General features: G+C 38.9%; 19 protein-coding genes. 13 read left to right on the top strand and 6 right to left on the bottom strand.

Annotated features, from left to right (window positions below; all coding sequences use genetic code 11):
* Positions 1-80: 80 nt before the first annotated feature.
* The 5 genes from V7Z64_RS05545 to V7Z64_RS05525 all read left to right on the top strand — a co-directional run bounded on the left by V7Z64_RS05545 (position 81) and on the right by V7Z64_RS05525 (position 5,870).
* Positions 81-1,625 (top strand): bifunctional diguanylate cyclase/phosphohydrolase, encoded by a 1,545-nt coding sequence (locus V7Z64_RS05545; protein WP_297988371.1) that lies wholly within the window; start codon positions 81-83, stop codon positions 1,623-1,625.
* A 153-nt stretch (positions 1,626-1,778) separates the two neighbouring features.
* Complete coding sequence (locus V7Z64_RS05540) at positions 1,779-2,531, top strand: DeoR/GlpR family DNA-binding transcription regulator (protein WP_297988373.1); 753 nt, start codon at positions 1,779-1,781, stop codon at positions 2,529-2,531.
* Positions 2,528-3,451: a 1-phosphofructokinase gene (pfkB, locus tag V7Z64_RS05535; protein ID WP_297988375.1), complete on the top strand. Its 924-nt coding sequence runs from the start codon at positions 2,528-2,530 to the stop codon at positions 3,449-3,451. Before V7Z64_RS05540 ends, pfkB begins: the two co-directional genes overlap by 4 nt.
* On the top strand, positions 3,448-5,304 hold the full coding sequence (locus V7Z64_RS05530) for a PTS fructose transporter subunit IIABC (protein ID WP_219986279.1): 1,857 nt from the start codon (positions 3,448-3,450) through the stop codon (positions 5,302-5,304). The genes pfkB and V7Z64_RS05530 overlap by 4 nt, the downstream gene beginning before the upstream one ends.
* Before the next feature lie 125 nt (positions 5,305-5,429).
* On the top strand, positions 5,430-5,870 hold the full coding sequence (locus V7Z64_RS05525) for a flavodoxin (protein WP_297988378.1): 441 nt from the start codon (positions 5,430-5,432) through the stop codon (positions 5,868-5,870).
* Positions 5,871-5,956: 86 nt separating this feature from the next.
* On the opposite strand, the gene V7Z64_RS05520 is transcribed toward V7Z64_RS05525, so the two are convergent.
* On the bottom strand, positions 5,957-7,264 hold the full coding sequence (locus tag V7Z64_RS05520) for an ATP-binding protein (RefSeq protein WP_297988380.1): 1,308 nt from the start codon (positions 7,262-7,264) through the stop codon (positions 5,957-5,959).
* A 193-nt stretch (positions 7,265-7,457) separates the two neighbouring features.
* On the opposite strand from V7Z64_RS05520, the gene V7Z64_RS05515 reads away from it, so the two are divergent.
* The gene (locus V7Z64_RS05515; RefSeq protein WP_297988382.1) at positions 7,458-8,264 is read left to right on the top strand and encodes a uroporphyrinogen-III synthase; all 807 of its coding nucleotides are present in this window, start codon (positions 7,458-7,460) and stop codon (positions 8,262-8,264) included.
* A gap of 21 nt (positions 8,265-8,285) precedes the next feature.
* Here the strand turns inward: V7Z64_RS05515 and V7Z64_RS05510 are convergent, their stop codons facing one another.
* Positions 8,286-9,959: a methyl-accepting chemotaxis protein gene (locus V7Z64_RS05510; protein WP_297988384.1), complete on the bottom strand. Its 1,674-nt coding sequence runs from the start codon at positions 9,957-9,959 to the stop codon at positions 8,286-8,288.
* Positions 9,960-10,048: 89 nt separating this feature from the next.
* Positions 10,049-11,152 carry an acyltransferase gene (locus V7Z64_RS05505; protein ID WP_297988387.1) on the bottom strand — a complete coding sequence of 368 codons (1,104 nt, stop codon included), beginning with the start codon at positions 11,150-11,152 and terminating at the stop codon, positions 10,049-10,051.
* Between the two features lie 165 nt (positions 11,153-11,317).
* Here V7Z64_RS05505 and V7Z64_RS05500 point away from each other — a divergent pair, with 165 nt between their 5' ends.
* The 3 genes from V7Z64_RS05500 (at position 11,318) to V7Z64_RS05490 (ending at position 12,555) form a co-directional block, all read left to right on the top strand.
* Positions 11,318-11,818: a metal-dependent hydrolase gene (locus tag V7Z64_RS05500; protein ID WP_297988389.1), complete on the top strand. Its 501-nt coding sequence runs from the start codon at positions 11,318-11,320 to the stop codon at positions 11,816-11,818.
* Between the two features lie 65 nt (positions 11,819-11,883).
* Positions 11,884-12,360, top strand: a complete 477-nt coding sequence (gene rraA, locus V7Z64_RS05495; RefSeq protein ID WP_003397259.1) for a ribonuclease E activity regulator RraA — start codon at positions 11,884-11,886, stop codon at positions 12,358-12,360.
* Between the two features lie 39 nt (positions 12,361-12,399).
* The gene (locus tag V7Z64_RS05490) at positions 12,400-12,555 is read left to right on the top strand and encodes a hypothetical protein (protein WP_219986294.1); all 156 of its coding nucleotides are present in this window, start codon (positions 12,400-12,402) and stop codon (positions 12,553-12,555) included.
* Between the two features lie 23 nt (positions 12,556-12,578).
* On the opposite strand, the gene V7Z64_RS05485 is transcribed toward V7Z64_RS05490, so the two are convergent.
* Entirely contained in the window at positions 12,579-12,713 is a 135-nt protein-coding gene (locus V7Z64_RS05485; RefSeq protein WP_003397258.1) for a hypothetical protein, read from the bottom strand.
* Between the two features lie 64 nt (positions 12,714-12,777).
* Here V7Z64_RS05485 and V7Z64_RS05480 point away from each other — a divergent pair, with 64 nt between their 5' ends.
* Entirely contained in the window at positions 12,778-13,452 is a 675-nt protein-coding gene (locus V7Z64_RS05480; protein ID WP_297988396.1) for a class I SAM-dependent methyltransferase, read from the top strand.
* Positions 13,453-13,461: 9 nt separating this feature from the next.
* On the opposite strand, the gene V7Z64_RS05475 is transcribed toward V7Z64_RS05480, so the two are convergent.
* Positions 13,462-14,964: an MDR family MFS transporter gene (locus V7Z64_RS05475; RefSeq protein WP_297988399.1), complete on the bottom strand. Its 1,503-nt coding sequence runs from the start codon at positions 14,962-14,964 to the stop codon at positions 13,462-13,464.
* A gap of 91 nt (positions 14,965-15,055) precedes the next feature.
* A complete protein-coding gene (gene metA, locus V7Z64_RS05470; protein WP_297988402.1) occupies positions 15,056-15,964 on the bottom strand; it encodes a homoserine O-acetyltransferase MetA in 909 nt (302 codons plus the stop codon).
* A 144-nt stretch (positions 15,965-16,108) separates the two neighbouring features.
* Here metA and V7Z64_RS05465 point away from each other — a divergent pair, with 144 nt between their 5' ends.
* From V7Z64_RS05465 to V7Z64_RS05455, 3 genes are read left to right on the top strand one after another with little or no spacing between them, the layout of a single operon-like run.
* Positions 16,109-16,543 carry a BrxA/BrxB family bacilliredoxin gene (locus V7Z64_RS05465; protein WP_003397253.1) on the top strand — a complete coding sequence of 145 codons (435 nt, stop codon included), beginning with the start codon at positions 16,109-16,111 and terminating at the stop codon, positions 16,541-16,543.
* Between the two features lie 40 nt (positions 16,544-16,583).
* Entirely contained in the window at positions 16,584-17,360 is a 777-nt protein-coding gene (locus V7Z64_RS05460; RefSeq protein ID WP_297988407.1) for a class I SAM-dependent methyltransferase, read from the top strand.
* Positions 17,361-17,394: 34 nt separating this feature from the next.
* Positions 17,395-17,526, top strand: a complete 132-nt coding sequence (locus tag V7Z64_RS05455) for a YuzL family protein (RefSeq protein ID WP_297988409.1) — start codon at positions 17,395-17,397, stop codon at positions 17,524-17,526.
* The last annotated feature ends 133 nt before the right edge of the window (positions 17,527-17,659 follow it).

Raw genomic sequence — 17,659 nt, 5'->3', positions numbered from 1 at the left:
CACTTGTCACACTTGGGCTAGTTGAGCGCTAGCGCTCAACTAGCACCACGGGTATAGTTTATTTTTTTTATAACAGAAAAATGGCTTGGTGGAAGCACTTTTTCAATTTTTCGATGTATTGTTTAATGATAAGTAGTGCAAATTATGTATTAACGAACCTATCCATCCAAGTCGGTATGATTGAACATAAAGATTTTTTTGGATATCTTCTCAGTTTAACTGTTTACGGATTAGTTAACATTCTTCTCATGTATGTTTTTTTCGCATTTTTATCAAAGCGAGATTTATTTTTTGCTTTATACAATATGTTTAGTGAGGGAGTATTTAATGAAGCACTTATTAGTTACTCAGTCACACTCCTTCTTTCTTTCGTTCTAGGATTAATAATTAAGAATGATTTATTTTTCGGATTGTTTATTTTTACAATACTAGTTATCTGTCTGTCATTAGTTTTTAAGAAATTTTTATACCTTTATCAAGAAATGTCCAATCAAGCAAATAAGGATTATCTCACCGGCCTATATAATCATGGATATTTTAAAGATTATTTAAAAGAGCTGTTTCAGGAGACGAAAAAAGCAGGTGATCAGCTTTCGCTTGCTTTTTTAGATTTAGATGATTTTAAAAAATATAATGATTATCATGGTCATGTGCAAGGTGATCGATTGTTAAAATTTGTTGGGGAATATTTAAAGAATGAAATGAAAGAGCGTGGTTTCACAGTTGCGCGCTACGGAGGAGAAGAGTTTGCGATCATTTTACCGAAAACAACAAAGCATGAGGCAGCAGCTTTCATGGATGGAGTGCGAAAAAAGCTAAACGATACACCATTTGATGGGGTGGAGCGCCTTCCTTATCGCTGTATTTCGTTTTCGTGTGGAATTGCTGAATATGAATCAGATATGTATGAAGAAAGTGAACTGTTACATAAAGCAGACCAGGCGCTTTATTATTCAAAGGCACAAGGGAAAAATAACGTACAACTGTACGATGCGAAAAGAATATCCCGTGATGCATTGAAATTTAAAGAAGATTTAGATGCGATTGAAGAGCAGTTGAAACTGTTGCTTTATAAAGACGTGTATACATACCGTCATAGTAAACGTGTATTTACATATGCAATGGAGTTTAGTGATCGTCTTCCTCTTACAGAAGAAGAGAAACGAACTCTCGTTTTAGGGGCACTTGTTCATGATATTGGGAAAATTGAAGTTTCCCGCGATATTATTAATAAAACAAGCAAACTCGATCCAGATGAATGGGAAATAATGGAAAAACACGTCATATGGGGAAAAGAAATTATACTTTCTGATGGACGATTTGAAGAAGTCATCCCTCTCGTTGAACTTCATCATGAGCGTTACGATGGAAAGGGCTATCCTTATGGACTAAAAGACGAACAAATTCCGAAGTTAGCACGTATTTTATGTATTATCGATTCATTTGATGCAATGACAACGGACCGTCCATATCAACGAACGAAAACATTCTCCGAAGCGATTGTTGAATTGCGACGCTGTTCTGGTACGCAATTTGATCCTCAATACGTCGAGCCATTTATCCAAATGATTGAAGAATATTATCTCGAAAAAGTCATACGTACAGATGAGACTGTCTCAACATGAGGCAGTTTTTATTTTTCTGAAAAATGAACGTTTTTGAATGTATTGTGAAATAATATGATTATTTTTGATTTAAATTGATTGAATTTGATTGATTTTTTACCTATAGTCCGATATGATAAAGATGTAAGCGATTTAAAATAAGGAGGTGTAGAGTTGTTAACACCGGAACGACATCGTGTTATTTTACAGTTGTTGCAAGAAAAAGAAGTCGTAAAGTTGCATGAGTTTGTTGAAGCTACACAATGTTCAGAATCAACAATTCGGCGCGATTTAAGTCAGCTAGAAAAACAAAAAAAGCTAAAGCGTGTCCATGGTGGTGCGGCGTTATTACAGCAAAAAAGAGAAGAGTTAAGCGTTTTTGAAAAATCGACTAAAAATATTCACGAAAAACAACTTATTGGTAAATATGCCGCAAGCCTGATTCAAGACGGGGACTGCATTTATTTGGATGCAGGAACAACGACATGGCAGATGATCCCTTATATTGAAGCGAAAGATATTGTCGTCGTGACAAACGGTATTATGCACATTGAAGCGCTGTTAGAAAGGAATATTCCAACGTATCTTGTCGGGGGCTTTGTCAAGAAAAAAACGAATGCGCTAATTGGCCGAGGAGCGATCCATTCGTTGCAACAATATAGCTTCGACAAATGTTTTATCGGTGTAAACGGTGTTCATATTGATTCTGGCTATACGACTCCTGATCCGGAAGAAGCGTTTATGAAACAAACAGCCATTCATTTATCTCGACAAGCTTTCGTATTAGCGGATCATTCAAAACTTAATGAAAGTACGTTTGCTAAAATTGCCGAATTACAGGAAGCTACGATGATTACGAATGAAACGGATGAAGAATTACTAGCAATGTACGAAGCAAAAACGACAGTAGAGGTTGTGAAAGCATGATTTATACATGTACATTAAATCCTTCCGTTGATTATATTGTTGAAGCACAACAAATCGAGATAGGACAATTAAATCGTGCAACAAAAACAGCATACTTTCCTGGTGGGAAAGGAATTAACGTATCGCGTGTATTGAAGCGATTAAATGTCCATAACGTTGCACTCGGTTTTGTCGGAGGGTTTACAGGACAATTCATTTCTGATGAATTAAAACGGGAGAATATTTTGACAGATTTTATTACCGTAGCAGGTCAAACGAGACTGAACATTAAGTTAAAAGGGGAAAAAGAAACTGAAATTAACGGTGAAGGACCTACTATTAGTGACGAACATAAAGAAGCGCTGATCGCTAAAATAAAACAACTAAAGAAAGGTGATATTCTCGTACTAGGTGGAAGTCTTCCACCGTCCGTTGACGATGCTTTTTATATAAGGATGATCGAAGAAGCAAAAAAACAACGGGTAGCTGTTGTTGTTGATACGAGTGGAAACGCGTTGAAACAAGCGATCGCATACGAGCCGTTTTTACTTAAGCCAAACCAAGTTGAACTCGGAGAATTGTTTGAAATAGATATTCATAGTCGACATCAGATCATTGAATGTGGAAAAAAACTAATTGAACATGGTGTTCAACATGTCATTGTATCATTGGCAGGAGATGGAGCGATTTTGTTTCATAAAGACGTAATATTAGTCGCTCAAGCTCCGAAAGGGACAGTAAGAAATTCCGTCGGGGCTGGTGATTCTATGGTGGCTGGATTTTTGGCTTCATATGTAAACGAAGCAACACTTGAGGAGGCGTTTCGATATAGCGTTGCGGCTGGTAGTGCAACAGCTTTTTCTGAAGATTTATGTACGGAGGACGGGGTTCATCGTTTGTTAAGTGAAGTCACTATTACAAGAATGGAGGATGCTGTATGAGGATTACGGATATATTGACAGAAGATACAATTGTCCTTGATTTGAAGTCAAAAACAAAAACAGAAGTCATCGAGGAATTAGCAGATGTGCTAGAGAAGACGGGGAAATTGTATGATCGCGAAATGTTTCTAGAAGCGATTTTTGCACGAGAGGCGCAAAGTACGACAGGAATTGGTGAAGGAATTGCTATTCCACATGCGAAAACGAAAGCAGTTCGTACGCCAGCAGTTGTTTTTGGGCGCTCAAAAGAAGGAATTGACTACGATGCGTTGGACGGAAAACGAAGCCACTTGTTTTTTATGATCGCAGCGCCTGAAGGAGCAAATGACACACATTTGGAAGCTCTCTCTCGGTTATCGACGTTGTTAATGGACGCATCATTCCGTTCGAAAATTGAAAACGCTTCAACAAAGTACGACATTATTCAAGCGATCCAAGAAAAGGAGGGGGAAACGATGACAGAAGAAAAACAACAGTTTGGCAAAAAGAGAATATTGGCTGTTACAGCTTGTCCGACAGGGATTGCGCATACGTATATGGCTGCTGATGCTTTAAAGGCAAAAGCTAAAGAAATGGGAGTCGATATTAAAGTAGAAACAAATGGTTCAAGCGGTGTGAAAAACGAGTTAACAAAGCAAGACATTGAAGAAGCCGTAGCGATTATCGTTGCAGCGGATAAACAAGTAGAAATGGATCGATTTGACGGTAAACATGTTATCCAAGTACCTGTTGCTGATGCGATCCGTAAACCAGAGCAGCTCATTGATCGCGCCTTAAAACAAGATGCTCCAATTTATCGAGCAAGCGGTGGGAATCATTCGTATATTCCAAAAGAACGAACAGGCTTTTATAAGCATTTAATGAACGGCGTATCCAATATGCTTCCGTTCGTTGTCGGTGGTGGTATTTTAATCGCAATTTCGTTTATTTTCGGTATTAAGGCGTTTGATCCGAACGATCCGTCGTTCCATCCAATCGCCAAAGCGTTGATGGACATTGGTGGCGGCAGTGCCTTCGCACTCATGATTCCTGTATTGGCTGGCTTCATTGCAATGAGCATTGCGGACCGTCCAGGATTTGCGCCAGGGATGGTCGGAGGATTTATGGCAGCGAATGGTGGCGCTGGTTTTTTAGGTGGATTAATCGCAGGCTTCTTAGCAGGATATCTTGTTGTAGCGTTAAAAAAATGGTTTAGTCGTTTGCCACAATCACTCGAAGGAATTAAACCTGTTCTCCTTTATCCGTTATTCGGTATACTACTTACAGGACTTATTATGATGTACGTCGTTATTGATCCGGTAAAAGCATTAAATGAAGGAATGAAGACATGGCTTGAAAATATGGGTACAGGCAACCTCATTCTCCTTGGTCTCATTCTTGGAGGAATGATGGCGGTTGACATGGGAGGACCGATTAATAAAGCAGCGTTTACGTTTGGAATTGCGATGATTGATGCAGGAAACTACGCTCCACATGCAGCCATTATGGCAGGTGGAATGGTTCCTCCTTTAGGATTAGCGCTCGCAACAACGCTGTTTAAAAAGAAATTTACAAAAGCAGAAAGGGAAGCAGGAAAGACGTGCTACATTATGGGAGCTTCGTTTATTACAGAAGGGGCTATTCCGTTCGCTGCAGCTGACCCAGGGCGCGTCATTCCATCAATTATTGTCGGTTCAGCTATCGCAGGAGCGTTAACAATGATGTTTGGCATCGGTCTTCCTGCACCACATGGTGGCATTTTCGTTATCCCAATCGTAAAAGGAAATCCATTGTTATATGTACTTGCGATTTTAGTTGGTTCACTTGTGACAGCGTTTATGGTTGGATTATGGAAAAAAGAAGTAAAAGAATGATAGATAAAAAGTAAGCGTGCGATGACAACATCGCGCGTTTTTTTTTAAAATTGACAAAGATAATCATTATCATTTAATATAATTATTGAAAATAATCATCACTTATATACATAGGGGGGCTATGCATGACAAAAGCAATCATGATATTTACAAGCATGACAGGGAATACAGAAGAGATGGCTGAAGCGATTGCCGAAGGGGTTCGTGAACAAGGGATTGAGTTGAATGTAAAAGAAGTGTTAGATGCCGTAGCGGTAGAGCTTGAACAATATGACGGGATTTTGCTGGGGGCGTACACATGGGGAGATGGAGAATTACCAGATGATTTTTTAGATTTTTATGATGAATTAGACGACGTTGATTTAACAGGCAAAAAAGCTGCTGTTTTCGGTTCATGCGATTCCAGTTACGAAAAGTACGGTGCAGCTGTCGACATTTTAATTGAAAAATTACAGGAGCGCGGCGCAGAAGTCGTCCTCGAGGGACTGAAAGTAGAATTGACGCCGACAAATGAAGAAAAGCAACTATGTATTGCGTTCGGTCGTAATTTTGCCAAACAGTTGTAAAAGGTCGTTTCGTACACGACCTTTATTTAATTAAACTATGTTCTAAATAATCAAATTAAAATTTAAAAAAAAAGAAAAAGAACAAGTTAGCAGCTAACTTGTTCAACAGAGCGTTTGGATGATTTTTCGACATCTGATTTATAATATGAAGGAAAGTACATATATACATCTGTTCCTTGACCGACCTCACTATGAATAAATAAATCGCCTTTCATCGTTTCAACAATGCGGTAAACAACCATCATCCCAAGGCCTGTCCCTTTCGTTCCTTTTGTCGTAAAATAAGGCTCGCCTAGACGTTCAATTTGTTCTTTTGTCATTCCAATCCCGGTATCACCGATATGAATCAACACATAATCTTTATCAATCGATACGTTAATGCGCAACGTTCCTCCGTTCGGCATAGCTTCAATAGCGTTTTTCATTACGTTCAGTAAACATTGTTGAAATTTTTGACGCTCTCCTTTTACGGCAAATGGCAAAAGGGAAGGTTGAATTTCGATACTACTCATGTTTGCAAGAGGACGTAAAATATCAATGACTCGCTCAATTTCGGTTTTGACATTTAACTTTTCGACATGTTCTGGCGCAGGTTTAGCAAATGTCAAATAATCTGTAATAATTGCTTCTGCGCGATCAATTTCCTCAATGGCAATTTGAATATATTGTCTATCCTTATAGTTTACTCGTTCACTTTGTAACAACAATTGCATAAATCCTCTAGATACAGTTAACGGGTTCCGCACTTCGTGTGAAATCGAAGCGGCTAAATGCCCAACAACCTCCATTTTCTCAGCGCGAATGATGCGACGCCGAAGATCGCTATGTTTTTGAATCGTCTCTGTAATATAGGAACCTAAAAATGCTGTAAGTGGTTGAGCTGGGAAATACGTCGAAAGCATATGGATAAGCTGTTGCTCATCATTCATCCACATATAGGATAATACGATCGTTAAAACAGCTGTTCCAACTGATAGGGCAGTAATGGTGGCAATTCGTTGTTTGGAAGATAAATGTGTCTGAAACTTTTTATAAAAAAATAAACAGACAATAAATTGAGTTGTTGTAACGATCATTGTGACGATAATACCTTCTGTTCCGCCAATAATGATCCGATAAATTACAGTGATCATCGCAAGAAAAAGGGTAGAGAACGCCCCACCGTACAAGCCGCCAATCCAAATCGCCACCTGCCGTAAATCAAAAATGAACTCGTTTGTTGTTTGAATAGGAAACGTCATACAGAAGACAATACATATGCTAACTGAAAGCGTTTTTAAAATAGACTTCAAGCGATCAGATATACGGCGTTCTTCAAGCCAAATAGGAACAATTAGTAGCGCTAATATAATAAAAAATAAGTTCAGTAATATTTCCTTAATTAATAAGGGCATATAAGCCCGCTCCTTTCGACATGTATTTCGGAATAATGAGAATATTTTCGACGAATGATTTCTTTTACATTGTAAGCTAATGTAGTTACGTTGTGAACATAAAACAGTTCGATGTTTTATGTCAAGATTCAACAAATTTTGCGCTACTTTTCACTTTTATATGGTATGATGGGAAGAAAAAGGGGGATGACGTATGGAAAAGGCATTAGCAAACAAAAAGATTGTGCTATGTGCTTCACGAAAAATTGAAGAAATGAGCGCGCTTATTGCCAAACAAGGAGGTATTCCGATTTCGCGACCCGCCCAAGGAACGACATTTTTGAATGAGGAGCTCGAACAACAGCTTCATCACATCGTTCACGAACAAAATGATTGGTTTATTTTCACAACGGGAATTGGTGTGGAAGCATTGATCAAAAAGGCGAAGGAATATGGAATCGAACAATTGTTGCTTCAGACCATTCGTCATGCGCATGTAGCGGTACGCGGTTATAAAACGGTGAATGTATTACGTACATATGGAATTACCCCTCGCATATGTGCAGACGATGGAACAACGAAAGGTTTGATCCATGCATTAGAAAAAGTAGACTGGAAAAACAAAAAAGTTGTTGTCCAGCTTTATGGAGACTCCATTCCATCATTACAACAATTTTTAGTTAAGCGAGGGGCTTTATATAAGGAAATATGGCCATATCGACATACTCCGCCTACATTCGATGTAATGAAGCAGCTTACTGATGACATTATTTCCTATGCTGTGCAAGCGGTTTGTTTTACATCAGCGATTCAAGTCCGCTTTTTCTTCTCATTTGTCCGTGAGCACGGATATGTCGAACAGATTAAGCAGGCTTTTGCCGAAGATATCGTAGCTGTTGCTGTTGGAAAAGTAACGAAAGAAGCGTTACAAGAGGAAGGAATTAATCGTGTGATCGCACCGGCTCATGAAAGAATGGGAGCAATGGTCATCGAGTTAGCAAAGTATTATAGCATGATGTAGACGTGCACAAATATGGCACGTCTACATACGAAATGACTCAACTGTTGTGCGGAGTTGCTCGCCGAGTGTGGCAAGCGTTTGGGCACTAGAAGTGATTTGTTCGTTCATAGCTAGTTGTTCTTCAACTGTTATTGTGCTTTCTTTGCTTTTTTGCATCACTTGCTCAGAAAGTTGCTTCAGTTGATTCATTGTTTGAGTTAGTTCGTTGGAAATGGCGGTTATTTGCTCGATAGCTGCCGATGTGGTTTGCACTTTAGAAAACACTTGTTCCACAGACTCATCAATTGCGCGAAACGAGCGTTCTGCAGTGTCATAATATGTTTCGCCATCAACGAGTTTTCTTGTATTATGTTCCATGGATTGCGATACTTTTTTTGTTTCCATTTTTATTCTATCTAGCATTGTTTCGATTTCTTTTGCCGCTTCTTTTGATTGCTCAGATAGCTTACGTACTTCGTCAGCTACCACAGCAAATCCTTTTCCGTGATCACCGGCCCGCGCGGCTTCAATAGCAGCATTTAAGGCAAGTAAATTAGTTTGTTCCGCAATGGCGGTGATCACATTTGTAATTTTCTCAATTTTCTCTGAATGGTGCTCTAGGGAATCAACGAGTGCTTTTGTCGTAAACATTGCATCACGCATGTCGTGTGCTTGTGCTGTAACAGTTTGAATGGCCTGTTTTCCTTTATTGACTGAGTCATGTGCTCGCTCAGCTGAAGTCAGTAAGTCCTCGCTACTTTCTGCGATTTGATTCATTCCTATTGCTAGTTCGCGTAATGACAAATCACATTGTTGCAACATGTGTAGCTGTTTCTGTGCTTCTGTAAATGTGAGTTCCGCCATTTCTGCCGCTTTTTCTGCTGATTGTGTACTTTGTTCTGCGCTTGCTGCAAATTGTTCTGCTTGCGATGCGATTTGGAAAGATACGTCTTTCATCATTTGAATCGTTTCTTTTAATGTTGTTTTCATAACGTTAATGGATTCAATCATATGTTTTGTTTCATCTTTTGTTTTAACTAATAAAGGAGGGGAGGATAAATCTTGTTTTGCCACGCGCTTGAGTTCATCGGAAACGAGACGAATTGGTTTAGAGATTTGACGGCTGATTAGGAAAGAAGAAACGCTACCAAACAAAATGAGGAATACGATGATCGTGAAAGATATAGTATATGTTTGTTTTGTGTACCGTTCAATACGCTGTTGATCATCTTTTAGTAAAGATTTTTGTCGTTGCAACATTTGTTCTGCTGTTTGTAAAAAGAGTTCGCCTGTTTTTTGTAGTTCGGTGACAACATGTGCGCGTTCTTGTTCATGGGCTGTGCGTAAAAATTGTTGCACGAGTAGAAAATATTGATATTCCAGTTGCTGTAGCTGATTGATGATTGCTTTACTTTCTTCTGTTGATAACGTTGAGTTAATTTGTTCGTAATTTTTATAAAATCGTTTTCTTTTTTCTTCGTAGCTCCTTAAAAATTTGTCATCTTTTAATAGTAGATAAGTGAGCACATCTTTTCTTTCCTCGTAAAAAGAAGTAACCATTTCATCTGTTTTCGTAATAATATCAAAACGATAGTTGATTAAGCGCTTATACATGTCACCTGTTTCGTTCATTTTGAATATTTGAAATGCCCCCATACATATGACGAACAACGAAACAGCGAAAAAAAATAAAAGGATTTTTCGGCGAATGCTCATGATTTTCCTCCTGTTCCTATTTGTTCAATCATTATATGTTTGAAATAAGAAGCGGCTTGTGTGAACAAAATAAAAAAGCATCCCAAATGTTAACTTGGGACACTTTTTTTAGATTTCGATAGCGATACAATGGGAATCGTTCGATGCTCACGCACTTGACCGATAAACAGCAAGCTAAGTGGTGTAGCATGTATAATATAGCAAACGCCAACGGAAACGATTGTTGTGATTGTAAATAATATAATAGCTTGCAACATCGAATACATCGTTGTCGGAATGATTGGTGCAAACACGTATAAGAAAAACATATGTGCAATATATGCCCCATACGTATATCGACTAATGAAACGTAACGCCGTATACAATCGAGATTTTGTTTGCACAATGGTAATTGATAAAGCGTATAGCAAGAAAATTTCTGATGTGACATACAACACCATCGAAGGCTTTAAATACGTAATCATCGTTAAATCGATAGAAAAGATGCCTTGTGATGTAAACAGCTCATAACTAACAAAGATAAAAAGTGATAAAAACAAAAATGTGTTAAGTGGAATAACTCGAATGACGAATTTCCGCCATGTTGGGAGCGTGTACGCAACCATGCCGCCTAGGCCAAAATAAAAGAAATAAGCTAAAAACGTACGATCGATATAATGTATATATGACGTGCTTTGAACAATTGGAAAAATGAATGTAATAAAACCAATGTAAATCATGGCACTAATGATAATAAATAATTTCCAATATTTCTTTTGATCAATCCAATAAAAAAATGGAATGATGATGACAATAAGCAAATGAAATTGCATGATCATGACGACGTACCATAAATGAGAGGCTGCCTCCCCAAGCAACAGTTGTTTCATCACGTCGATTACGTGTAGATGACTAGAAAACAATATAACATAAATAAACGACCACGTCACATATGGAACAACAAGTTCTTTCCATTTGTGTAATACGTATTGACGATAGTCGATGACAGTATGTTGAACAATATGAAATCCTACTAAAAACACGAACACAGGAGCAGAAAATTTGACGAAATGAAACAGCATGCCAATCATAATCGCTTCCTCTGGATGAGGGGAACGATAATTCATTACGTATAGTAACGCGCTTTGAAAAACAACAGCTAAAAATGCTAAACTTTTCATAACGGTTAATTCTGCGGGTGTACTCTTTTTCATTTTCCTCACCAGCTTTATTTGTCAGTTTGTTCATATATTAGTATAATGCTAATAGTTTCACAAAGTTGGCTGGAGCGGTGAACATTTATTGAAAAAACCGTCTCGAATTCATGAATATTAATAACGAATATTATATAAAACGTTTACAAAAGGAAGGGAAAAACGATGCGTTATCATACTCATATTGTTTCATCATTAGCGATTGGAACCGGGATTGCTGCGTACACTCCTGTTTCATTTACAATCGCCTATGCAGCTGGGCTGACGCTCGGGAGCTTGCTTCCAGATATTGATGAGCCTAACTCATACATCGGTCGGCGCTCGTTTGGGGTTGCCAAGCAGGTGAATAAGGCGTTTGGTCATCGTGGGTTTACCCATTCATTATTAGCATGGGGGGCTATCACTACCGTTTTATTATTACAACATTTTTCTCCTTTTACGCTCGGGTTATGTCTTGGATATGCGTTTCATGTTTTAGCCGACTATTGTTCAAGTCAAGGTGTTCCGTTACTATGGCCATTTTCTAAAAAAAGATATCGGTTTGTGATAACATATCGTACATCTAGCTTTTTGGAAACACTCCTTTTTTATTGCTTTCTTGTTTTGTTCATTTATTTTTTAACAAATGGTGCGATTGAAGATAGTAACTCGATCTTCCTGTTTTAATTTATTGATTTTTTAGAATAGATTGACTATTATTATGATGAGATTGACAAAAGTGGGGGATGAGGATGAAAACGGCAGATTTGTGTGATCAATATGGAGAAAGTGTCCGTGTTTGCTCTCTTTCATTCCGAAATTACGGTGGGAAAGCAACGTTTTATGGACGAATTACAACCGTCGATGTATGTGATGATAACGTTCTTGTTCGGGAAGCGCTAGAAACGGCACCGGCAGGAAGCGTCGTCGTTGTGGATGGCAAAGGTTCAAACAAGTGCGCCCTTGTTGGAGATCGGCTTGCGCAAATTGCATGTGACCGTCAATTGGCTGGCATTATTGTACATGGGTGCATTCGTGATTCAAAAGAAATAGGGAATATGCCAATTGGCGTACTTGCGCTTGGGACATGCCCACGCAAAAGTAAAAAAGAAGGAAAAGGGATGCGAGATACAATTGTACATTTTGGCGATATTGAGTGGAAGCCGGGTACATACGTATATGTTGATGAAGATGGTGTGATCGTTTCAGATGATTCATTACATGAATAGCCATTTTTTCGGTTATCCTATCGTCTAAAGGGGGAGTAGATGATGGATAAAAAACGAACGATGATAGAAGACGAGGTAGCATTTGCTGAACAAGAGATCAATCGATATTTTTACGAGCATCAACCTGAAGAAGTTGTCCCGTTTTATGTCGGCAACAATACACCTGCCATTCGCGTCAGTAAACAAGAAGAGTGAGTCGGGCTAATCGCCCGACTTTTTCAATGGTCGGTTTTATCGTTTTGACTTTTGTTTTGCTTCCGTCCTTTACTATTGTCTCCGGTATGTCCGTGCAACTTCCCATGTTGTGTTGGGGCATTTTGATTTTCGCTTCCTTGGTTCACTTTTTTTGTCATGTTTCTCGCTCCTTTCTGCTACAATAAACGTAACATGTTTATTTTTTCAAAAAGGGGTGGAGTTATGCGTACGTGGCATAAAGAGGCGGAGAAACAGTGGGATGAGCGCGCGGAGTGGTGGCATCAAAGTAGCGAGGACATGTGGGAGCAGGGAAGTCGAAAAACGATTATTCCGTTTGTTAAAACATACATGCCTAAAGAAGGATATGTTGCAGATATTGGTTGCGGTGACGGATATGGATCATACAAGTTGTGTAAAGAAGGGTATCGGGTCATCGGCTTAGATTTATCAAGCGAAATGATTGAATTGGCAAAAAAGAAAAGACATCATGAACATCTCCATTTTCAACAAGCAGATATTATGAATTTGCCTTTTCCAGATGAAACGTTTACAGGTGCAATGATTATTAACTGCTTTGAATGGACTGAACGTCCGCTTGCTGCGCTTGAAGAAGTGCGGCGTGTGTTAAAAGCAAATGCATATGTTTGTGTAGGTATCCTTGGACCGACAGCTGCCCCGCGAGTAAATAGCTATCGCCGCTTATATGATGAGGCGGTGATTTGCAATACGATGATGCCATGGGAATTTGAACAGTTAGCCAATGAAAATGGTTTTACCGTTGTTGCTGGAGAAGGAGTGTATAAGCGCGAAATTGATAATTCTATTGTCCGACATTTACCGACAGAGTTAAAACAGGCCGTTTCTTTTATGTGGTTATTTATGTTGCAAAAAAGGTAGGGAGACGTATCATTGTCCCCTGCCTTTTTGTTGAACTTCTAATTTTTCGTTTCCCATGAAGAAAATAGCTATCCCACTAAGAGCAATCGGAATTAATGCAATAGAAAATGAAAATGTAATTGACGAAGCCATCGCATCGACAATTTTTTGCAGCACGTTCGGTGGTATTTGAGCCCGTGCTCCTGTTTCAAACAGCGCATGTGGATCTAGCGAAAATGTTGTCGTATTCGTACCGAATGATTCGCGTAATTCAGCAGCTAGCTTATTTGATTGAATCGTTCCGAAAATGGTTATGCCAATTGTCATGCCGAGCGAACGAAAAAATGAATTTGTTGAATTCGCTCTCCCACGGAAACGGGGCTCTAAATTGTGCATAGACGCCGATGGCAAAAGTGAAAAAGAAAATCCAACCCCAAATCCAGCTATCGCCATATAAATGGTTAACCAAAGTTTCGACGTTTCGGGTGTCATAAGGCTAAGAAAAAGCATTCCACAAAAATAGGCAACAATTGAAACAAACATAATGTTTCGATATGATGTCTTCGTTTGGGAAATTCCAGCTGTTGAACTTCCTGCAACAGAACCGAGCATCATTGGCATTAAAATAAGCCCTGCGTTTTTGGCCGTTCCGCCATATACCGCTTGTACGAATATAGGAATAAAGACAGTTAAAATAACGAATGTCGCTCCGTATAAAAAAGCTAATAGCTGTGCGATCGCAAATGTACGCCGTTTAAATAAAACGAATGAGATAATCGGCTCTTTTGCTTTTGTCTCTACGTACAAAAAAGCGATAAAGAAAACGGTACTCACCGTAAACAAACAAATGATTGGAATAGAACCCCACTCGTAATGCTTTCCGCCTAGCTCTAACGCAAACATTAAACTAACGACGGCAACGACGAGCGTCAAAGCCCCGTACCAGTCAATGACTTGTTTAGCATGTTGTGCCGACTCTTTATAGTAGCGAGCGATCAAAATAATGGATACGAGACCGATCGGTACGTTAACATAAAATACCCAATGCCAACTTAAGTAGTCCGTAATATACGCGCCGAGTAATGGGCCTAATACGCTCGACATACCAAACACCGCTCCGAGAAGTCCGGTCATTTTTCCACGTTTTTCTGGCGGAAACACATCAAATACGATCGTAAAGGCAATCGGCATTAATGCCCCGCCACCAACTCCTTGAATTGCACGAAAAATGCTGAGCTGGACGATGTTTTGAGCTAAACCACACAAAGCGGAGCCGATGAGAAAAACAATGAGTCCAAAAAGAAAAAATCGTTTTCTTCCATACATATCGGATAATTTTCCAAAAATAGGCATACCAGCCATAACCGTAACCATGTAAGCAGACGTGACCCATACAAATTGATCAACGCCCCCTAAGTCAGCGACGATTGTACCAATTGCTGTCGCCACAATCGTATTATCCATCGCCGCCATAAAGATAGCTAATAGCAACCCTAATACAATGAGGGAGATGTGTCGACCTTCAACAACCACCTTTCTTTCCTCCTTTCGTTATGTATACAAAACATTATATTCTTTTTTTACATACTTACAAATAAAAAAGCTCTCGCCATAAAGCGAAAGCTTACTCCCACACATAAGGTGTCTCTTGATACACATAATAGTTGAGCCAGTTGACAAACAGTAAGTTAGCATGAGAACGCCATGTGTTATACGGTTGCTTATTCGGGTCGTTATGTGGAAAATAATATTTTGGAATTTGTATATCCAACCCTTTAGCCACATCACGTTCATATTCTTCTTTTAGCGTTGTGGCATCATACTCTGGATGCCCTGTTAAAAACACTTGTTTTCCGTCATTTGAAACGACAAGACAAACGCCTGCTTCTTCAGATGAAGATAAAATCGTTAACTCTGAGACAGCCTCAATATGTTCACGTTTAACATCCGTATGGCGTGAATGCGGAATTTTGTGAATGTCGTCAAATCCACGAGTTAACTTGACGTGCTTTTGTTCTAGTATATGGTCGAATACACCGAAACATTTTTGTGGTAAGTTATACTTAGGGATTCCGTAATGATAGTACATACCTGCTTGTGCACCCCAGCAAATATGTAACGTTGATGTAACGTTCGTCTTTGTCCATTCCATAATTTTAGTCAGCTCATCCCAATAATCAACTTGTTCAAATGGCAAGTGTTCTACCGGTGCTCCAGTAATGATCATACCATCATATTTTCTATGTTGAACATGTTGAAATGTCGTATAAAATTGATCGAGATGGTGTTTCGATGTTGTTTTTGCTTCATGTGTTTCCGGGCGCAAGAAAGTTACATGAACTTGCAACGGTGAGTTTCCGAGTAACCGCAACAGTTGTGTTTCCGCCTTTTCCTTTTGTGGCATTAAGTTTAGAATGATAATATTTAACGGCCGAATGTCTTGGGAATAGGCACGCTCCTCATCCATAACAAAAATATTTTCTTGTTCTAATATTTCTTTTGCAGGAAGATCGCGTGGAATATTAATTGGCATGTCGTCAACCTCCATTTCACATCATATAAATACAATCATTATAAAAATTTTTAGAAAATTATTCAATGTTTTTTATTTTATTGATTTTTCTATTGCCATTGTTGTATTCTTGTAAAAGCAAGAATGATTTGGAGGGATATACGTATGTTTATGTCATATGAAGAATATATGCGTCAAGTAGTGCAACCGATGCGTGATGAATTAGTCAATGGTGGATTTACAGAGTTGCGTACGAGTGAAGAAGTTGAACAATTTATGGAACAAGTGGAAGGGACGACGTTCGTTGTCATTAATTCCGTTTGTGGTTGTGCAGCGGGGCTTGCGCGCCCAGCAGCCATTCAGGCTGTACAAATGAGCGAAAAGAAACCAACTCACCTCGTGACCGTATTTGCAGGGCAAGATCGAGAAGCGACGGCTAAAATGCGGGAGTATTTTGTAGGCATTGAACCTTCTTCACCATCGATGGCATTGTTAAAGGGAAAAGAAGTCGTCCATTTTATTCCACGCCACGATATTGAAGCGAATTCCATTGAAAATATTATGCAAAATATTATGCAAGCGTTTGAAAAACATTGTTAAGGGTGTCCGATTGACATCCTTTTTCTTTTGAGGTGAACGTATGATTGTGACGACAGCTGGCAGAACAAATGAACAGATGATTGAAAAAGCGAGGCAAATTGCGTTGGAATTACAAATTTCATATATACCACGTCGAAAACGATCCATTGCTTCGATTCAACAACAAATACACGAACCGATTCTTGTCGTTGGAAAAGAAAGGCTAGAAATTCATTTCCCACACGGACAGGAACCGTTATTTTTTCATCCAAACTCCGCTTCTTTTCGCGCAAAGCGTATTTTAAAAGGTGAAAGTGAACCATTTTTACAAGCGACGAAATTACAACGAGGGATGACGTTTTTAGATTGCACGCTCGGTTTAGCATCGGATAGTATCATTGCGAGCTTAGTTGTTGGGGAGAGAGGGAAAGTTGTAGGAATTGAAGGGAGTGCATATATCGCTTACTTAACAAAACAAGGGTTACGTCATTGGGAGAGTGATATTTGTGAGTTAAACGAAGCAATGAGACGTATTGACGTGCATCATGATAATTTTTGCTCGTTTTTAGAGCAATGTGACGATAAGTCATATGATGTCGTTTATTTAGATCCGATGTTTGAAGTGAGCATTGAGGAAGCGGATGGGATGAAAGGATTAAAACAAGCTGCGCTATATACAAACTTAACAGAACAACATATTGAGCAAGCAAAGCGGGTGGCCCGACAGCGTGTGGTGTTGAAAGACCATTGGCAAAGTTCACGATTTGAACAGTTTGGCTTTTTTGTTTATCGAAGAAAAACAGCAAAATTTCATTTTGGGACGATTGAACTTTCATGAACGAGGCAGAATAAGACGGTAGGAGGTGAAAGAAGTGAGTAAACGAAAAAAAGATGCCTCAAAGACAGGATTAAGTTCGCCAGAAGTAAAAGGGCAAGGAACAACTGAACAGGAAACGGGAAATATTGAAATGGATTCGAGTCGTAAACAAACAAAGCGGACGTAAGCTACCACATCATGGTGGTAGCTTTTTTTGTAAATGAAGAAATTAAGATACTTTTCTAACAATTATATTCATTTTTTCTTTACAATTTTAAAAGAAACATTTACAATTGAAGCGGCTCTTTTTTGTGAAGTTG

This window comes from Anoxybacillus sp., from assembly GCF_036834105.1.
Lineage (GTDB): Bacteria > Bacillota > Bacilli > Bacillales > Anoxybacillaceae > Anoxybacillus.
This window is presented reverse-complemented; position numbering and strand designations above follow the sequence as displayed.